The following is an 18,461-nucleotide window of genomic DNA, read 5'->3' as shown; positions in this document are numbered from 1 at the left end:
AGTTATCCGCATGGAACACGAGAAGGGCGCGGGTCCGGCGACGGGCTCGCTGCGCGAACGCAAGAAGCGCGAGACCCGGCAGCGGATCTCCGACGTGGCGACGACGCTGTTCGCGGCGCGCGGTTTCGACCACGTGACCGTGGCCGAGGTCGCCAAGGCCGCGCAGGTCTCGACGATGACGGTGTTCAACCACTTCCCGCGCAAGGAGGACCTCTTCCTCGACCGGATCCCCGAAGCCGTCGAGCTGTTCTCGGACGCGGTGCGCGACCGTCCGGACGGCACGCCCCCGCTGACCGGCCTGCGGGAGCTGCTGCTCAGGCTCCTCGACCAGGGCCACCCGCTGGCGGGCGTCGGCGACACCTTCCCGCACTTCTGGCGGATCGTCCTCGGCTCACCGGCGCTGCGGGCACGGGCGCGCGAGGGCGTCGAGGAGCTGGAGGACGCGCTGGCCGAGGCGATCGGCGGCCCCGGGGCCCGGCTGACGGCGGCCCTGACCGTGGCCGCGTACCGGACCGTCTACGTCACCACGGCCGGGCGGCTGCTCGCCGGGGAACGCGCGGCGGACATCGCCGAGGACCACCGCGCACGGGTCAACGCCGCCTTCGACGCGCTGGAGCGGGCCCTGCCCCCGGGGGCTTGAGGTTGTGGGGGAGGCCTGCCGTACGGGGCTCCCCGCCCGCCGGGCTTCCCGCCTGCGGGAGCCCCGATTGGGCGCGAGCCCGGACCGGGGCTGAGCCTGAGCCCTGACCTGCGGGGTGCTCCGTCCTGCGGTGAGCCCCGCCCGCGTGAGCTCCCTCCTACGGAGAGCCCTGACCGCCGTGGGCCCCGCCCCGCGGGGTGCCCCGCCCGTGCACGGGGCCGGAGTCCGGCACCGGGTCGCGCCAGATGTCCGGCAGCACGGTCCGTACCCTGCGGCCCACCTGGTCCAGTTCCTGCGCCTCCGACTTGCGCACGCACAGCGCCACCGCCGTGTCGGTGATGCGCAGCCCCGGCAGCCGCCGCGACAGGTCGGCGGTGTAGCGGGACAGCTCCTCGACGGTGCGCAGCCGGGCGCTGATCATGAAGTTCCAGGGGCCGCTGACGGACATGCAGGTCCGGGTCTCGCGCAGCCCCGAGGCCACCGCCGCGCAGTCGGCGACCTCGTGCTCCGGCACCTCCGCCCACAGCGTCGCCGACACCGGCCAGCCGGACAGCCCCGAGGCCATCGCGCAGCTGTAGCGCAGGCCCTGCCGCGCTTCCAGCCGTCCCAGCCGGCGCCGTACCGTCGACTCGCTCATCCCCGACTCCCGGGCCAGCGAGGCCACGCTGCGGCGCGCGTCCGAAGCCAGTGCCAGCATGAGGGTCCGGTCCTCCTCCAGCATGACCGCCGGCCCCGGCGCCGAGGCGGAGACCGGGGCGGCAGTCCGGCGGGTGCGCCCCGTCAGCCGGTCGGTCTGGGCCGGCGTCAGCTGGTCCAGGCGCCAGCGGTCGGGGGCGGTGTGCACCGCGGTGACCATCGAGGAGCGGGTGCCGCTCACCCCGGGGATCCGCTGCACGCGGAACTGCAGGTAGCGGTACAGCGTGTGCAGGTCGGGCACGGCGACGAAGAGCAGCAGGTCGCGGCCGCCCGTGGTGTGCTCCACACCCATGGTGTGGGGGTCCGCCACCAGGCAGGAGCCGACCGTGGGGGAGGCGCCGGGCGCGCAGGTCACCTCCACCCACGCCATGCAGGGGGCCTGGGTGCCCGTCCGCAGCCCCAGGCCCGTGATCCAGGCCTCCCCGGCGGCGGTCATCCGGTCCCAGCGGCGCGCGAGGGTGTCCGGCCGGGCGCCGAGCACCGGTGCCAGCCGCTCCCAGCTCGCACGGGGTGCCAGCTGGAGCGCGTGGACCAGCGCCCGGTCGGTGTCGTCGATGGCGGAAACGGCGGAGTTCATGCCTTCCCCTGGTGGTTCTCCCGGTCACCGTCCGGTCGACCGGACGCTCGGCTGATGATCTCTCTTTGTGTGCTGAACTGTTGAATCAAACAGCAGTGCACACCTCGGCGAGAACAGCGGGAGGACGTGTGGGGGAGCCCGGCACGAGTGTGCGCCAGTCGGTGCCGGCCGAACTGTCCAGTTTCATCGGCCGGGAGCGCGAGCTGAGCCGTACGGCGGCCCTGCTCGCCACGGCCCGACTGGTCACCCTCACAGGACCGGCCGGCATCGGCAAGACCCGGCTGGCCGTACGCACCGTCCGCACCCTGGGCCGGAGCCAGGGGGTCGACGTGGTCTGGGCCGACATGGTCGGCGTGCCCCCGAACGGCAGCGGGGCGCTGGAGGCGGAGCTGGTCCGGCGGCTCGACCGCCGCGAGGCCCTGCTGGTGCTCGACGGCTGCGAACAGCTCGGCGCGCAGGCCGGACCGCTGGTGTCCGCGCTGCTGGTACGGCTGCCCCGGCTGCGGATCCTGGCGACCTCGCAGCGCGCCGTCGGGCCGGCCGGGGAGGCCCTGCTCGCCGTACCGCCGCTCGCCGTACCGCCGCTCGCCGTACCGCCGCTCGCCGTACCGCCGGCGCCCGTACCGCCGGCGCCCGTGCCGGACGACGTCGCGCCCGATCCCGCCCGGCGGGCCGTGGCCGAGGTCGCCGGGTACGAGGCCGTACGCCTCTACGAGGAACGGGCGCGCGGTGCCCACCCCTTCTTCGAGCTCACCGAACGCAATGCCGGAGCCGTCGCCGCCCTGTGCCGGGCCCTCGACGGGATCCCCGGCGCGCTGGAACTCGCCGCCGGGCGCGCCCACCGGTACGCACCCGCCGAGGCGCTGCGCCGGCTCACCGCCGACCCGCTGGGCTTCCTCTCGGGCGGCGCCGGCCGGGCCGGCGGGGCGGACGCCCTGCGCACCTGCAGCCTCGCCCCGCCGGACGAACAGCTGTTGTGGGAACGGCTCTCGGTCTTCGCGGGCTCCTTCGACCGCGACGCCGTCGTCGAGGTGTGCGGCTTCGGCCCGCTCACCCCGCGGCGGGCCGCCGAGGCACTGGAGCGGATCACCCCCGCCCTGCTGGAGGACGCCGGGCACCCGGGCCGCCACCGGCTGCCGCTGTCCGTACGCGCCCTCGCGGCCCGGAGGCTCGCCCTCGCCCCGAACGGCGACGGGGCGACCGCGGCACGCCGTCACCGCGAGCGGTACCGGGCGACGGCCGAGCGGGCCGCCCGGCTGTGGCGGTCGGGGGCGCAGCGGGAGGCGCGCGCACTGGCCGTCGCGGAACTGGCGGAGCTGCGCGCCGCGATGAACCCGCTCACCGCGGCCGGCCCCGGGGGCGCCCTGGAGATCGCCGTGTCGCTGTGGTTCCTGTGGTCGCCCTGCGGGCTGGTCGTGGAGGGGCGGCGGCACCTGGAACGGGCCCTGGCCCTGCACCCGGCGCCCCGGCCCGCCCGGGCGCTGTGGCTGGCCGCCTGGCTGGTGGCGAGTTCCGGCGAGGCGGAAGCCGCCGATCCGTTGCTGGTGGAGGCCTGGACCGCGGCCGTGCAGGAGGGAGAGGACGCCTGCGTGGCCTACCTGGCGCACCTGCGTGGGCTCGTCGCGCTCTGGCGGGACCGCCCCTGGGAGGCGGCCGCCGAATTCCGCGAGGCACTCGAACTGCTGCCCCCGGAGCCGGAGTTCGGACCGGGACCGGAGGCGCTGCGGGCGGCCCTGACGATGGCGCTCGCGCACACCGACCCGGCGTCCGTCCCCGTCGAGGACGGCCCGCCGGACGGGCCGGTGGACCTGTGGGCCCGCTCCTGGACCGGATACGCCCACGCCCTGGTCCAGCGCCGCGAGGGCCGCCCGGCGCTGGCCCGCGCCGAACTGCTGCGCGCCCTGGAGATCCAGCTGCTCCTCGGCGACGGGCTCGGGCAGGCGCTCTCGGCGGAGCTGCTCGCCGAACTGGAGGCCGACGCGGGCTGCTACGAGGAGTCCGCGCGGCTGCTCGGAGCGGTCGCCCGCATCCGCCCGGCCAGCGCCTGCCTCCCGCGGGCGGAGCGGGTCCTACGGGCCCGGATGGACCCGGAGGCCTTCCGGGCGGCGCTCGCGGAGGGGGCCGGGACCCCGCTGCGGACCCTCCTCCCGGAACTCTGATCCCGGCCGCCGGACGGTCCGCCGACGGGTCCGCCGACGGGTCCGCCGACCGGGGTCCGGGCCGGTCCCCGGCGGGCCCTGGGCCGGGTGTCGACGGGCGGGGCCCCGGGGGCTCCCGGGCCCGGAGTTGCCGCGCCGATCCCGCGTACGCCGTATACGACGCGGAAAGACATCGCATGAGCCCACCCACCCCGCCGAACGGACAGGTGGTACAGCCATGTCGCAGCTCCCCCAGCTCTGGATGCGCAGCGAGACCCGACCCACCGAGCGCCGCGCACCGCTGACCCCCGAGGACGCCGCGCGGCTCGTCCGGCAGGGCGTACGGATCACGGTGGAGGAGTCCGGCCACCGGGTCTTCCCGCTCGACGCCTACGCGGCCGCCGGCTGCGCCACCGCCCCGGCCGGGTCCTGGGCGGGGTCCGCGCCCCGGTCGGCGTACGTCCTCGGTCTCAAGGAACTCCCGCCCACACCCGAGCGGCTGCACCACCGGCACGTGTACTTCGGGCACGCCTACAAGGGGCAGGCGCAGGGCCCCGAGCTGCTGAGGCGCTTCGCGGCCGGCGGCGGGACCCTGTTCGACCTGGAGTACCTCGCCGACGCGCAGGGCCGCAGGCTGGCCGCCTTCGGCTACTGGGCCGGGTACGCGGGCGCCGCCCTGGCCGCACTGCACGCGCGCGGCCGGCTCACCGCTCCGCTGGCCCCGCTGCCCCGCGCCGAACTCGACGCGCGGCTGCGCCGGGCCCGCGAGGGCCGGCCGTTACGGGCCCTGGTGACCGGCGCGGGCGGCCGCAGCGGACGCGGGGCCCGCGACGCCCTGATCACCGCCGGGATCCGGCCCACGCTCTGGGACCGGGCCGCGACCCGCGATCTGGACCGGGCCGCGCTGCTCGGCCACGACATCCTGGTCCACGCGGTCCTCACCACCCGCCCGGCGCCGCCCTTCCTCACCGCGGCCGACCTCGACGCCTCCGCCGGGACCCGCCGGCTCTCGGTGATCGCCGACATCACCTGTGACACCGGATCCCCGCTCCACCTGCTGCCCGTCTACGACCGCCTCACCGACTGGACGGCCCCCGCCCGCCGGCTGCCCGGCGGCACCCCCGCGCTGGACGTCATCGCCATCGACAACCTGCCCTCGCTGCTCCCGGCGGAGGCGGCCCGCGCCTTCTCGGCGGACCTCCTGCCCAAGCTCCTCGCGCTGCACGCGCCGTCCCCGGACCCGGACTGGCTCCGCTGCCGCGCGGCCTTCGCCACGGCCCTGGCCGCCCTCCCGAGCGGCCCGCGGCGCGCGGCGTAGACCGCTCCGGCGCCTCGGTGCCTCGGCGGGGACCCGGAACGCGTCCATGGCCTCGGCCGGGGCGCCGAAGCTGATCATCGAGTACGGGCCGGGGATGGGGCCGTCCGCCTCGATGTCGACGGAGATGTACAGGCTCGGACGTGCGGGGCGTGCGGGACGGGCTGTCATGACCAAGAGGATGGCAGCCCGCCCCGTTCACCTCATCCGCTTTACGGGGCCGGTGTCAGGTACATCCCGGTGTGGTCGCCCCCGGCGGTGTTCTTGCAGCTCGAACCGGAGTTCGCGGGCTGGGCCACGGCCAGGGCCAGGCAGCGCCCGACGGCCAGCTGGCCGTAGTAGTTCGGGTGCATGGACTCCTGGATCGGCCCCTGGGTCTCGTTGTTGTCGATCCAGCGCGCCCACTCGCTCGTCTTCGCCGAGGCGGGGACGGTCGAGCTGACCAGCTTGCTGGCCTTCGCGCACACCTCGCGCCCCTGGAGCATGTCGCGCAGGTCGAGGAACTGGACGCCCTTGGCCGTCGCGACGCCCTTGATGCGGTCCGAGAGCTGCGGTACGAGCGAGTCGCGCGCCCAGTCCGAGTCACGGTTCCAGAAGGGACAGCCACCGGTGTTGAGCCGGCTCCAGTCGCTCTGGGTGTACCGGTTCTCCGCGCCCCGGGGGATCGGCGACGGGTACGACTGCAGCACGATCCGGTACGAGGAGTCCGCGTAGCCGGCCCCGCGCATCACGGCGCGGATCTCGTCGACGGACTTGCCGATGCCCGCGACCACCCCGTCGATCTTCTGGTCGACGACCTGCTGCTGGTCGTCGTAGCAGTACGAGTTCCAGAGGACGAAGTCGAGCGCGCAGTCCTTGATGATGTCGGCGAAGCCGAGGTCGTTGCCGCCGATGGACAGGGCGATGACCTTCACGTTCTTGGCCGCGGCCACGGCCGCGAGCTGGTCGGCCTGCGGGGCCTCGCCCTTGAAGGCCACGCCGCCGTTGGAGGCGCGGAACACGTTCTGCGAAGTGGCTCCCGAGCAGGCGAGGTTGACGGCCACGTCGGCGACGGCGCCCGCGCTCAGCACCTCGGCCGAGTCCGAGCGGTCGCACCCCATGGCGGTCGTGCCGTACACCTTGGCGGGGTCGTAGGAACTGCCGCTGACCCACGCCCGGTCGGTGCCGTTCCTGCTCCCGCTGTTGGTCAGGCTGTTGCCCTTCCAGCGTCCGGCCTCGCCGGAGATGTAGCTGTCGCCCATGGACACCACGGCGGTGGGCCCGGTCCCCGGGCTGGCGGCCGACGTTCCGGCCCCGGCGGCCAGCAGCGCGCCTGCGGCGAGCGGTACGGCCATCGCGGCGCCGGCCAGTCGTCGCACGCGGCCGCGGGCGGCGGCCCTGTCCTTGCCGGCCTTGCGGAATCCGATCACTGCGGAACTCCTGCGGTCGGCCACGCCGGAGCCGCCGAGGAAACGCTGGGCGGCAACTCCGGTGCGTGGCTTGGAAAGTGGGGGTACCGCCGGCGCCGGTGGCATCGGAAAGGTGACACGCCCCCGCTTGTTACCGCTAGGTACAGCAAGGTTACGATGAAGTAACGGCCGACCATTCGGTCGGTCCTCGACCGGCCCACGACCGGTCCACGACATGGCTCCGCCCCCGTCGCCTCGGTGGCGACGGGGGCGGAACCCGGCGTTCGACTGCTGTGCGTTTCAGCCGAAGGCCCAGGTCAGCCGATCAGCTGGTCGTATGCGGGGAGGGTCAGGAAGTCCGCGTAGTCGGCGTCCAGGGAGACCTGCAGGAGGAGGTCGTGGGCCTGCTGCCACTTGCCGGCCGCGAAGGCCTCCTCGCCGACCTCGGCGCGGATCTTGGCCAGTTCCTCGGCGGCGATCTCGCGGGTCAGCTCGGCGGTGGCCGTCTTGCCGTTCTCGAACACGACTCCGGCGTTGATCCACTGCCAGATCTGCGAGCGGGAGATCTCGGCGGTGGCGGCGTCCTCCATGAGGCCGAAGATGCCGACGGCGCCGAGGCCGCGCAGCCACGCCTCGATGTAACGGGTGCCGACCTGGACGGCGTTGACCAGGCCGTCGTAGGTGGGCTTCGCGTCGAGGGAGTCGATCGCGATCAGCTCGCCCGGGGCCACCGAGACGTCCTCGCGCAGGCGGTCCTTCTGGTTCGGCTTGTCGCCGAGGACGGCGTCGAAGGAGGCCATCGCGATCGGGACCAGGTCGGGGTGGGCGACCCAGGAGCCGTCGAAGCCGTCGTTCGCCTCGCGGTCCTTGTCGGCCTTGACCTTCTCGAACGCGACCTTGTTGACCTCGGCGTCCTTGCGGGACGGGATGAAGGCCGCCATGCCGCCGATGGCGTGCGCGCCGCGCTTGTGGCAGGTGCGGACGAGCAGCTCGGTGTAGGCGCGCATGAAGGGGGCCGTCATGGTGACCGCGTTGCGGTCCGGCAGGACGAACTTCTCGCCGCCGTCGCGGAAGTTCTTCACGATCGAGAACAGGTAGTCCCAGCGGCCCGCGTTGAGGCCCGCCGCGTGGTCCTTGAGCTCGAAGAGGATCTCTTCCATCTCGTAGGCCGCGGTGATGGTCTCGATGAGGACGGTCGCGCGGACGGTGCCCTGCGGGATGCCGACGTAGTCCTGGGCGAAGACGAAGATCTCGTTCCAGAGGCGCGCCTCCAGGTGCGACTCCGTCTTCGGCAGGTAGAAGTACGGGCCCTTGCCGAGGTCGATCAGGCGCTGCGCGTTGTGGAAGAAGTAGAGGCCGAAGTCCACGAGGGAGCCCGAGGCGGGGCCGCCCTCGAAGCTGAGGTGGCGCTCCTCCAGGTGCCAGCCGCGCGGCCGCATGACGACGGTGGCGAGCTGGTCGGCGGGCTTCAGGGCGTACGCCTTGCCCGTGCGCGGGTCGGTGAAGTCGATGCGGCGCTCGTAGGCGTCGATGAGATTGAGCTGGCCGAGGACGACGTTCTCCCAGGTGGGAGCCGAGGCGTCCTCGAAGTCGGCGAGCCAGACCCTGGCGCCCGAGTTGAGGGCGTTGATGGTCATCTTGCGGTCCGTCGGACCGGTGATCTCCACGCGGCGGTCGTTCAGCGCGGCCGGGGCAGGCGCGACCTTCCAGTCTCCCTCGCGGACCTGTGCGGTGTCCGGGAGGAAGTCGAGGGTGGAGGTCCGGGCGATCTCGGCGCGCCGCTCGCCGCGTCGGGCGAGGAGCTCGGCGCGGCGGGGGGCGAACCGCCGGTGGAGCTCGGCCACGAAGGCGAGGGCCGCTTCGGTGAGGACTTCGTCCTGCCGGGGCAGGGGCTCGGCGTCGACGATGGCCAGCGGGGACGGCGCTGGTGCGGACATATCTGTCACTCCTTCAGCGGCGGTGCCTGGCGGCCGCGGGGAATGCTCGCGCGAGACGGCACGCAGTGCCGTCGGGTGTGGAGAGTTCCGGATAACGGTCGCGGGCGCCGTCTGTGGTTCAGGGCGCTTCTGACCAGTGGATAGTAATTTCCTCATGGTGGAAGTTCAATGGTTTGTTGATGTCGAGATTCTCTGAGTCGACAGATTCCGATCACCCGTGGCCCTCAGTGCCATAACGGTCACAGCCCGCTCAAGTGATGCCCAAGCGCTCCTCAAGCCAGACGTGCCAGGTCGGGCGGGGTGTCGATGTCGAAAGGGGCGGCGACGTCCCCGCACTCCACCAGCATGACCTCCTCCGCGTGCTCCTTCAGATGGACCCGCGCGCCCCGGTCCCCGGTCGCCGTCGCCACGATGTCCGGCCAGCGGTCCGCCCCGAACAGCACCGGATGGCCGCGCTCCCCGTCGTACGAGGCGGCCACCAGACTCGTCGGGGAGCGGTACGCCTCCCGTACCCGGGCCACCGCCTCCGCCCCGATGCCCGGCTGGTCCACCAGCGACACCAGGGCCGCGCCGGCTCCCGTCCCGGCCAGGGACGCGAGGCCGACCCGCAGGGAGGAGCCCATGCCCTCGGCCCAGTCCGGGTTGTCCACCACCACGCAGCCGCTCAGGTCGGCCCGCTCCCGGACCTCGGCCGCGGAAGCGCCCAGCACCACGTGCACCGGATCGCAGCCGGCCTCGCGCAGCACGCGCACGGCGTTCTCGACGAGGGGCCGGCCGCGGTAGGGGAGCAGGGCCTTCGGCCGCCCCCCGAGCCGGCGGCCGCCGCCGCCGGCCAGCAGCAGACCGGCGACCGCCGCCGCCGCACCCGGGCCCCGCGCGCCGGTCAGTGGGGCTGTGGAACGGTCGGGGCGGCCGCCGGGGCTGCGGCCGGGATCCTGCTCTGTTTCCGCTGGCATGGCTGCGATTCTCGCTCCTCACCCGCGCCGCGCGGCCGCCGCGCCAGGAGGGCGCCCACGGCGGCCAGGGCCGCCCCGATCCGCAGCGGCCGGGAGATCCGGTTCTCGGCGCGCAGCAGCAGGGCGCGTTCGTCACGGTCGGTGAACACCTCGGACGGCATGATGGCTTCTCCTTGCCAATCGGGGGCCAATACGGCGAGTCTGGACCTTGATTGGCCTGGCAGGCAGAGCCAATCGGGGGAGGTTGGCATGGCATACGGGCGAGTGGTCCATACGGCGGACAGGATGATCGGCAGCCGCCAGCTCGCGGCCATGCTCCCGGCCGAGGTACGGGCCCGCCCCGGCTACCGCTCCCTCGCCGACGCCCTGCGCACCCTGATCCTCGACGGCCGGATCGCCCTGCACGTACGGCTGCCCGCCGAGCGCGAGCTGGCCGAGGGGGTCGGAGCCAGCCGGGCCACCGTCACCGCCGCCTACGACCTGCTCCGCGAGAGCGGCTACGTCCGCAGCCGCCGCGGCTCCGGCACCTGGACCGAGCTCCCCGACGGCCACCGCCCGGTCGGCGCCCACTCCATCGTCGGCGCGGGCGGCTTCAACGCCGACGGCGACCCCGGCATCGACCTCGCCATCGCCGCCATGGGCGCCCCCGAGGGCAGCCTCACCGAAGCCCTGGCCTGGGCCGCGCCCCGGCTGCCCGCGCTCGCCCGCAACCCCGGCTACCACCCCTTCGGCCTGCCCGACCTGCGCGAGGCCGTCGCGGACCGCTTCACCGGGCGCGGCCTGCCCACCCGCCCCGAGCAGATCCTGGTCACGGCCGGGGCCCAGCAGGCCTTCGCCCTGGTCGTCAGCCTGCTCTGCCGCCCCGGGGACCGGGTGGTCACCGAGAACCCGACCTACGCCAACGCCCTCGACGCCCTGCGCCACGCCAGGCTGCGCACCGGCTCCTTCGCCGTCTCCGACCGGGGCTGGGACATGGACGTCGCCGAGTCCACGCTGGGGCAGACCGTGCCCAGGCTCGCGTACGTGATCCCCGACTTCCACAATCCGACGGGCGCCCTGATGCCCGAGCGGGAGCGGCTGCGGCTGCTCGCCGCGACCCGGGCCGCCGGCACCTGGCTGGTGGTCGACGAGACCATCGCCGACATCGCGCTGGACGTGCCCGCGCCCGCGCCGCTGGCCTCCCTCGGCGGGCGCACCGGCGCCGAACACGTGATCACCATCGGCTCGCTCAGCAAGACCCACTGGGGCGGCCTGCGGGTCGGCTGGATCCGAGCCACCGCCAAGCTGATCACCGAGCTGGCGGCCGTCCGCGTGTCCGCCGACATGACCGGCTCCGTGCTCGACCAGGTCGTCGCCCTGCCCCTGATGGAGCGGCTGGACCGGACCCTGCCGGCCCGGCTCGCACAGCTGCGGAGCCAGCGCGCGGCCCTGGCCCAGTCCCTCCAGCGGCACACCCCCGAATGGTCCTGGCGGCTGCCGCCCGGCGGCCTGTCGCTCTGGGTGGACCTCGGCGAACCGGTCAGCTCCGCGCTCGCGGAGCGGGCCGCCGCCGCGGGCGTGCACATCGGCCGCGGCGCCCGCTTCGGGGTGGACCCGGGCACCTTCGAGCACCGCCTGCGCATCCCGTACACCCTGCCGGCGGACCGCCTCGACCAGGGCGTGCGCCTCCTCGCGCAGGCCTTCCACGACGGGGTTCCGCTGGCCCCGGGGGTGGAGCGCCCGTACTGGGTGGCCTAGGGGGTGTCTGACGGATCTCCGCGGCGTCGCGACGCCCGGCACGCACTCTCGCCGCACCGACCGAAAGCCCAAGTACGTCCAGTACGCGGGCTTCCGGTCGGCACGCCGAGAGCACGCACCGGACGCCGCTCCTTCCCCACGGACATCCGTCAGACACCCCCTAGCCGACCGGCTGCCGGCGCCCGCGGAAGTACGCGTTCGACGCCGGCCGGAACATCAGGGCCACGGCCGTCAGGACCGCCCCCACGTGCAGGGTCCGGCTCGCCCCGAAGAGCAGGTCGAGCGCGCCCGCCCGGGCCAGGGCGTCGACGGGCGAGCCCCCGTCGAGCAGGTACCCGAGGGGCTGCAGGACCATCGAGGCGGTCCCCAGCACCCCCAGGCCCACCGCGAGGGAGATCCGGGCCCACCGGGCGCCGCCGCGCATCCGCAGGGCGGCGAAAACGGCGGCGGTGAAGACGACGAGGCGGACCGCCAGGCCCACGCCGATCTCCCCGGCGGAGCCGGTGCCGTCCAGCGACATCCGGCCGACGGCGAGGACGGTCTCGAACGCCCCCGCGCCCACGGCGGTGAGCCACAGCGCGAACGCGCCGCGGACCTCCCGGGGAGCGGTGGAGACGGGCCGTTCGGCTGCGGTGGAGTACATCGGGGGCTCGCTTCCGGGGTCGGGTACGACGACCATCCGATGCTCGCCCCCGGGCCCCGCCGGGCGCCCTCCTGCCAGCCGGTCGGCAGGGGCGGGGGACAGCCCCCGCCCACGGCGTGGGAGAGCCCGCGCCCTACGGCGTACGGATCAGGCGGCGGGTCGCGGCCGCCGCGACCGCCGAGGTGCGGGAGTCCACGCCGAGCTTGGCGTAGATGTGCACCAGGTGGGACTTGACCGTGGCCTGGCTGAGGAACAGCTTCTTGGAGATCTGCAGGTTCGAGAGCCCGTCCGCGACCAGCTGGAGCACCTCCAGCTCCCGCTTCGTGAGCGCCTCCGCCGGGGTGCGCATGCGGTCCATCAGCCGCAGGGCCACCGCCGGGGCCAGTGCCGACTGGCCGGCCGCGGCCGTGCGGACCGCCGCCGCCAGTTCCTCCGGCGGGGCGTCCTTCAACAGGTAGCCGGAGGCGCCCGCCTCCACGGCGGCCAGGATGTCCGCGTCCGTGTCGTAGGTGGTCAGGACCAGCACCCGGGGGCCGCCGGGCCGCGCCGTGATCGCCGCCGTGGCCGCCGAACCGTGCATCCCGGCGCCGAACTGGAGGTCCATCAGCACCACGTCCACCGGCTCGGACGCGGCCAGCTCCACGGCCCGCTCCGCCGTCGCGGCCTCGGCGACCACCGCGAAGTCCGGTTCGGTGTCCAGTACGGCCCGTAGCCCGGCCCGCACCACCGGGTGGTCGTCGGCGAGCAGGAGACGGATGGTCACGGTGCCTCCACGGGCAACGGCAGGGTGACGGCCACGGCGGTGCCCTGGCCCGGGGCGGACTCGACGGTGAACAGCCCGCCCAGCGTCTCGGCCCGGGCGCGCATCGCCGGCAGACCGAAGCCGCCCCCGTCCGAGCCGGCCGAGGAAGCCGAGGCCGGGTCGAAGCCCCGCCCGTCGTCGACCACGTCCAGGGTGACCGACGTGTCCATGAAGGTCAGGGTGATCCCGGCGCGTCCGGCCCCCGCGTGCCGCACCACATTGGCCAGCGCCGACTGCGCGATCCGCAGCAGCGCCACCTCGTACGGGGTGGGCAGCTCCCGGGGCGTGCCGCTCACCGAGAACCGCACGAGCGGGCCCGGTGCCCCCGAGCAGAGCCGCTCCAGCGCCCCCGCCAGGGAGCCGTGCTCCAGGTCGGGGGGCGTCAGGGCCCGTACGAAGCGACGCGCCTCGGCGAGGTTCTCCTGCGCGGCCCCGCGGGCCCGGGCGATGTGCTCGGTGGCCGGCGAGTCCGGCGGGAGCGTCCGCTCGGCCGCCCGCAGCAGCAGCTGGATGGAGGACAGGCCCTGGGCGAGGGTGTCGTGGATCTCCCGGGCGAGCCGCTCGCGCTCGGCCAGGATCCCCGCGCCCCGCTCGGCGACGGCGAGCTCGGCACGGGTGGCGATGAGCTCCTCGATCAGCTCGCGGCGGCGCTCGCTCTCCCGGTACAGCGCCTGGTAGCCCAGGACGGTGGCCACCGCCACCGCCCCGCCCAGCAGCGGCCCGAGGAAGGCCCCCGGGGTCACCGAGCCGCTGTGCGCCAGGAACCCGCCGATCGCCGCGCAGGCGGTCACCACGACGGCGGCGATGCCCCAGCGCGGCCGCAGCAGGTGCAGCTCCAGGAAGTACAGCGGGAAGGCGATCCACAGCCCGTCCGGGGACACCACCAGCAGCGCCACCCACACGGCGGCCAGGGAGCCCAGCCACAGCGCCGAGGCGGGCGTCGAGCGCCCCACGACGGGGACCAGCACCCCGGCCGCGTAGACGACGGCCAGCAGCGCGCAGACGCCGACCACCCACCCGGCCCGCGGCGCGGAGTCGGCGACGGCCCGCCCGGCGGCCAGCGCGAGCAGCCCCGCCAGCAGGGCGTGCAGGCACAGCCGCAGGACGCGGGAGACGGGGGTCGGGGAGCGGAAGCCGGCGCCGGGGCGCGCACCGGCATCGGCACGGGCGTCGGCGCGGGCGCGGGCACGGGAAGTGACAGACATGGCCCGACCAGCGTAAGTCGACGGCCAAGGCCCCCGGTCAACCAAAAGTTCGATGTCGGGATCCCACCTTCGATACCAGGATCCCTACCGTGGCGCGATGCCCGGTGCCCCCGTGCACGACCAAGGTGGGGGACATGTTCGTCGCATGGAGAGATCTCCGGTTCGCCAAGGGCCGCTTCGCCCTCATGGGCTCGGTCGTACTGCTCATCACGTTGCTGGTCGGCCTGTTGTCCGGGCTCACGTCCGGCCTGGCCCGGGAGAACATCTCGGCCGTCACCGGCCTGCCCGCCACCCGGCTGGCCTTCGCCGCGCCCACCGGGGACCAGAAGGTCTCCTTCACCGGCTCCCAGCTGCCCGAGAGCGCCTGGCGCGACTGGCGCGCCAGGCCGGGTGTGACGGCTGCGGAACCGCTCGGCATCCGCACCACCAACGCCGTCTCGGGCGAGCGGACCGCCGCCGTCTCCGTCTTCGGCGTCGAGTCCACCGGCCGGCTCGCGCCCGCGGGGGCCGGGCTCGGCCAGGGGCGGGTGGTCCTCACCGAGAAGGCCGCCCGGGAACTGGGCGGGCTCACCGCGGGCGGCAGGCTGAAGGTCGGCCCGCTGGAGCTGACCGTGGCCGCCGTGTCCGGTACCGCCGCCTACAGCCACACCCCGGTGGTGTGGATGGACCTGAACGACTGGCAGCGCGTCGGCAACCCCGGCACCTCCCTCGAAACCGTCGCCACCGTCCTGGCCCTCGACGGCTCCGACGACGTGGACTGGGCCGCGGGCGACCGGGCCACCGGCACCCTCACGCAGACCATCGACGAGGCACTGGGTGCCATAGGGTCCTACCAGGCCGAGAACGGCTCGCTCCAGCTGATGCGCGGCTTCCTCTTCGTCATCTCCGCGCTGGTCATAGGAGCCTTCTTCACCGTCTGGACGATCCAGCGCAGCGGCGACATCGCCGTGCTCAAGGCGCTGGGAGCCTCCACCCCGTACCTGCTGAAGGACGCCCTCGGGCAGGCGGTGGTGATGCTGGCGATCGGCACCGGTGCCGGAACCGCGCTGGCCGCCGGCTTCGGCGCGCTGATCAGCGGGGGCGACGTGCCCTTCGTCCTCGACCCCGCCACGGTCCTCGTGCCCGCCGCGATCATGATCGCGCTCGGGGTGCTGGGCGCGGCCCTGTCCATCCGGCGGATCACCGCCGTAGACCCGCTGACCGCCCTCGGGAGCGCCCGATGACCCTCCTCGTCCACGACGTCACGCTCACCTACCCCGACGGCGACGGCCGCCTCACGGCCCTCGACCACGTGTCCCTGGAGGTTCCGGCCGGGACCCTGACCGCGATCGTCGGGCCGTCCGGCTCCGGCAAGTCCAGCCTGCTGGCCGTCGCCGCCACCCTGGTCACCCCGGACTCCGGCGCGGTCGTCGTCGCGGGCCGGGAGACCACCCGGATGGGGGCCGCCGAGAAGTCGGCCCTGCGCCGGGAGAAGATCGGCATCGTCTTCCAGCAGCCGAACCTGCTGGCCTCGCTCACCGCCGTCGAGCAGCTCCAGGTGATGGCCCACCTCTCCGGCCGGTCCCCCCGGCAGCTGCGCCGCAGGGCCGTCGAGCTGCTGGACGCGGTCGGCCTGGCGGACAAGGCCGACAAGCGCCCCCACCAGCTCTCGGGCGGCCAGCGCCAGCGCGTCAACATCGCCCGCGCGCTGATGAACGAGCCCACCGTGCTGCTGGTCGACGAGCCCACCAGCGCCCTGGACCACGAGAGCGGCGCGGCCGTGCTCGACCTGCTGGTCACCCTCACGCGCGAGCGGTCCACCGCCACGGTGCTGGTCACGCACGACCACGCCCACCTGGACCGGATGGACCGCGCCGCGACCATCACGGACGGCCGCCTGGTCCAGAGCCCGGACCCGGTCGCCGCGGCGTAGCCGCCGACGCCGGCGCGCGGCCGTCCCTCAGCGGCCGATCGGGGCGGCGCGCAGGAGTTCGAGGCGCTGGCCGGCCAGCTCCAGGTGGCGGGGGTCGAGCGAGGGCAGGGCCCGCAGGAGCCGGATGAGCTCCGGGCCCGCCTCGGCGGCCGCCGCCCGGTCCTTGAGCTGGGTCCAGCAGTACAGGGCGCCCGCGGCGGCGCCCTCGACCTCGGGGGCGTCGGGGGACTGGCGGGCCAGCCGGGTCACCCCGACTCCGGTCCACAGCCGGGTCGCGAGCCGGAAGTCGCCCGCCATGCGGGCGAGGTCGGCGCGGATCTCCGCCCAGTGGATCGCCTCCGGCGAGGCGGGCCCGTACGCCCGCAGGACGTGCGCCTCCCACGCCTGCGCGAGCGCGTCCGCCTCCGGGTGCCGGCCGGCGGTGGCCAGCGCGTGGATGTGCGGCCGGGGATCGCGCCCGCCGCCCGGAAGGTCCTGCGCGCCGGCGCCGGGCCGCTCCCGGTCCGGCCCGTACGCGGCCTGCGGCGCGTGCTCCGGGGCGGGCCGGACCGCGGCCTCCGCCGGGGCGCCCGGCCCCGCGGCCGGGCCGTGCCCGTGGGCGGCCTCCGGCCCGGGTTCCCGGCCGTGCCGGTAGGCGGCCTCCGGCCCGGGTTCCCGGCCGTGCCGGTAGGCGGCCTCCGGCCCGGGTTCCCGGCCGTGCCGGTAGGCGGCCTCCGGCCCAGGTTCCCGGCCGTGCCGGTAGGCGGCCTCCGGCCCCGGTTCCCGGCCGTGCCCGTACGCGGCACCGCGCCCCGGCTCCCCGGCCGGGTGGGCGGCGAGTTCGCGGGCCGTCGGCAGGACGAGGGTGCCCGGCGCAAGCGCGGCGCCGCCCACCGCGAGGGCGTGCAGCCGCAGGTTGTCCGGCCGTCCGGGGCTGCTGCGCAGCTGCTCGATCCACTGCCGCGTGTAGCCGCTCACCCCGTTGCCGCCGCCCGCGAACCCCGGGGGCGCCACCACCCCGTACACCTCGACGGAGGGCGGGGCGGGGAGGCTGCCGTACTCCTGGAGCAGCGGCCAGGCGGCCTTGTCCGCGGCGAGGTCCAGCAGCACGGTGGTCAGTCCGGGCGGCCTCTCGCGCAGCTCGGAGCCCAGCCATTCCCACGGCAGGCCGGTGTGGCGGACGCTGGCCGCCGTGGTCCCCGCCAGGCACAGGTGCAGCCGTCGGCCGCGGCGGTCGACGGTCAGCCGCCCCGACAGGTAGACCAGCAGCGGGCCGGGTGTGGCGGCCGCCGTCCGCAGCCGCGTCAGCACGGTGTTCGGGTCGCGGGCCCCGTCGAGGTAGGTGGTGTCGCTGGGGACCGGGCTGCCCAGCAGCACCGGCACGGGCACCACGCCCAGCGCTGCCAGATTGGCGCTCGGCGCGACCTGGACGGCGCGGCGGCGCACGACGGCGTCCCCGGCTATGAGGAGTACGTGCCCCCGCTGCTGCTCCATCGCGATGCTGTGCATGAGCAGACCGTACTCATTCCACGAAGGCCCCGGTGGCCCCTCGCGCGGGTGCGCGCCCGGGACACCGGGGCCGTTCGGGCGGGTCGGCCCTTCCCGCAGGGCCTGTCAGGCCGGGTTCTGGCTCTGGAGGGCCACCGACAGCTCGGCGGCCACCCCCTGCAGGATCGGTACGAAGGACTCCGCCACCGCCTCGGTGACGCGCCCCGCCGGACCCGAGATGGAGATCGCGGCGGCGGTCGGCGAGTTCGGCACCGACACGGCCAGGCAGCGGACTCCTATTTCCTGCTCGTTGTCGTCGACCGCGTAGCCCACCGCGCGCACCTGCTCCAGGGCCTCCAGGAAGCCCTCCGGGGTGGTGATGGTCTTCTCGGTCGCGGCCGGCATCCCGGTGCGGGCCAGCAGGGCGCGCACCTCGTCGGCGGGGGTGTGGGCGAGCAGTGCCTTGCCCACGCCGGTGGAGTGCGGCAGCACGCGGCGGCCGACCTCGGTGAACATGCGCATGGAGTGCTTGGACGGCACCTGGGCGACGTAGACGATCTCGTCGCCGTCGAGCAGGGCCATGTTCGCCGTCTCGCCGGTCTCCTCGACCAGCCGGGCGAGGTAGGGGCGGGCCCAGGTGCCCAGGAGCCGCGAGGCGGACTCGCCGAGGCGGATCAGCCGGGGCCCGAGGGAGTACCGTCGATTGGTCTGCTGGCGCACGTAGCCGCACGCGACGAGGGTGCGCATCAGGCGGTGGATGGTCGGCAGGGGCAGTCCGCTGGCGGCGGAGAGCTCGCTGAGGCCGACTTCGCCCCCGGCGTCGGCCATGCGTTCGAGCAGATCGAAGGCGCGCTCAAGGGACTGGACGCCACCGCTGGCGGCGGTGGGCTTGGCGGAAGCGTCGGTGGTGCTGGCGCTGGACGTCGGCACGGCGCGGTCCTTTCGGTGCTGGCAGGCAAGGAAGCAGCCTACCGGTCGGTCGGCGTCGGCCCTAGAGCCGGGGCCTGGCCGTCCCCGCCGGTCAGAGGCGGTTTGTCCGGTGGCGGAC

The 18,461-nt window shown here is 74.9% G+C and carries 16 protein-coding genes; 6 read left to right on the top strand and 10 right to left on the bottom strand.

The window, feature by feature from the left end; translation table 11 throughout:
* Positions 1–10: 10 nt before the first annotated feature.
* Positions 11–640 carry a TetR/AcrR family transcriptional regulator gene (locus tag OG295_RS05900; protein WP_371675882.1) on the top strand — a complete coding sequence of 210 codons (630 nt, stop codon included), beginning with the start codon at positions 11–13 and terminating at the stop codon, positions 638–640.
* 157 nt (positions 641–797) lie between these two features.
* Here the strand turns inward: OG295_RS05900 and OG295_RS05895 are convergent, their stop codons facing one another.
* Positions 798–1,913: an Lrp/AsnC family transcriptional regulator gene (locus tag OG295_RS05895; protein ID WP_371675881.1), complete on the bottom strand. Its 1,116-nt coding sequence runs from the start codon at positions 1,911–1,913 to the stop codon at positions 798–800.
* Positions 1,914–2,062: 149 nt separating this feature from the next.
* On the opposite strand from OG295_RS05895, the gene OG295_RS05890 reads away from it, so the two are divergent.
* On the top strand, positions 2,063–4,072 hold the full coding sequence (locus OG295_RS05890; RefSeq protein WP_371675880.1) for a hypothetical protein: 2,010 nt from the start codon (positions 2,063–2,065) through the stop codon (positions 4,070–4,072).
* Positions 4,073–4,289: 217 nt separating this feature from the next.
* A complete protein-coding gene (locus OG295_RS05885; protein ID WP_371675879.1) occupies positions 4,290–5,369 on the top strand; it encodes a saccharopine dehydrogenase in 1,080 nt (359 codons plus the stop codon).
* A gap of 209 nt (positions 5,370–5,578) precedes the next feature.
* Here OG295_RS05885 and OG295_RS05880 read toward each other — a convergent pair whose 3' ends face one another.
* The 4 genes from OG295_RS05880 to OG295_RS05865 all read right to left on the bottom strand — a co-directional run bounded on the left by OG295_RS05880 (position 5,579) and on the right by OG295_RS05865 (position 9,808).
* Positions 5,579–6,880 (bottom strand): GDSL-type esterase/lipase family protein, encoded by a 1,302-nt coding sequence (locus OG295_RS05880; protein ID WP_371675878.1) that lies wholly within the window; start codon positions 6,878–6,880, stop codon positions 5,579–5,581.
* 191 nt (positions 6,881–7,071) lie between these two features.
* A complete protein-coding gene (aceB, locus tag OG295_RS05875; RefSeq protein ID WP_371675877.1) occupies positions 7,072–8,691 on the bottom strand; it encodes a malate synthase A in 1,620 nt (539 codons plus the stop codon).
* 272 nt (positions 8,692–8,963) lie between these two features.
* A complete protein-coding gene (locus OG295_RS05870) occupies positions 8,964–9,647 on the bottom strand; it encodes an NTP transferase domain-containing protein (RefSeq protein ID WP_371675876.1) in 684 nt (227 codons plus the stop codon).
* Complete coding sequence (locus tag OG295_RS05865; protein ID WP_371675875.1) at positions 9,575–9,808, bottom strand: hypothetical protein; 234 nt, start codon at positions 9,806–9,808, stop codon at positions 9,575–9,577. Before OG295_RS05865 ends, OG295_RS05870 begins: the two co-directional genes overlap by 73 nt.
* An 88-nt stretch (positions 9,809–9,896) precedes the next feature.
* Between OG295_RS05865 and OG295_RS05860 the strand changes: the two genes are divergently transcribed.
* On the top strand, positions 9,897–11,384 hold the full coding sequence (locus OG295_RS05860; protein WP_371675874.1) for a PLP-dependent aminotransferase family protein: 1,488 nt from the start codon (positions 9,897–9,899) through the stop codon (positions 11,382–11,384).
* Positions 11,385–11,544: 160 nt separating this feature from the next.
* Here OG295_RS05860 and OG295_RS05855 read toward each other — a convergent pair whose 3' ends face one another.
* The 3 genes from OG295_RS05855 to OG295_RS05845 form a co-directional block, all read right to left on the bottom strand.
* Positions 11,545–12,027 carry a hypothetical protein gene (locus OG295_RS05855; protein ID WP_371675873.1) on the bottom strand — a complete coding sequence of 161 codons (483 nt, stop codon included), beginning with the start codon at positions 12,025–12,027 and terminating at the stop codon, positions 11,545–11,547.
* Between the two features lie 133 nt (positions 12,028–12,160).
* Positions 12,161–12,790, bottom strand: coding sequence for a response regulator transcription factor (locus OG295_RS05850; protein ID WP_266843620.1), 630 nt, complete (start codon positions 12,788–12,790; stop codon positions 12,161–12,163).
* Complete coding sequence (locus OG295_RS05845; RefSeq protein ID WP_371675872.1) at positions 12,787–14,034, bottom strand: sensor histidine kinase; 1,248 nt, start codon at positions 14,032–14,034, stop codon at positions 12,787–12,789. The genes OG295_RS05850 and OG295_RS05845 overlap by 4 nt, the downstream gene beginning before the upstream one ends.
* 134 nt (positions 14,035–14,168) lie before the next feature.
* On the opposite strand from OG295_RS05845, the gene OG295_RS05840 reads away from it, so the two are divergent.
* Together OG295_RS05840 and OG295_RS05835 are read left to right on the top strand one after the other, a co-directional pair.
* Entirely contained in the window at positions 14,169–15,257 is a 1,089-nt protein-coding gene (locus OG295_RS05840; protein ID WP_371675871.1) for an ABC transporter permease, read from the top strand.
* Positions 15,254–15,946, top strand: coding sequence for an ABC transporter ATP-binding protein (locus OG295_RS05835; RefSeq protein WP_266843624.1), 693 nt, complete (start codon positions 15,254–15,256; stop codon positions 15,944–15,946). The genes OG295_RS05840 and OG295_RS05835 overlap by 4 nt, the downstream gene beginning before the upstream one ends.
* A 27-nt stretch (positions 15,947–15,973) precedes the next feature.
* Here OG295_RS05835 and OG295_RS05830 read toward each other — a convergent pair whose 3' ends face one another.
* Together OG295_RS05830 and OG295_RS05825 are read right to left on the bottom strand one after the other, a co-directional pair.
* Positions 15,974–17,434, bottom strand: coding sequence for a hypothetical protein (locus OG295_RS05830; RefSeq protein ID WP_371675870.1), 1,461 nt, complete (start codon positions 17,432–17,434; stop codon positions 15,974–15,976).
* A 105-nt stretch (positions 17,435–17,539) separates the two neighbouring features.
* Positions 17,540–18,343, bottom strand: coding sequence for an IclR family transcriptional regulator (locus tag OG295_RS05825; RefSeq protein WP_266843628.1), 804 nt, complete (start codon positions 18,341–18,343; stop codon positions 17,540–17,542).
* Positions 18,344–18,461 lie beyond the last annotated feature (118 nt).

It is taken from the genome of Streptomyces sp. NBC_01276 (genome assembly GCF_041435355.1).
Taxonomy (GTDB): Bacteria; Actinomycetota; Actinomycetes; order Streptomycetales; family Streptomycetaceae; genus Streptomyces.
Note: the sequence above shows the minus strand (reverse complement) of the source record. Positions and strands in the feature narration are given on the sequence as shown.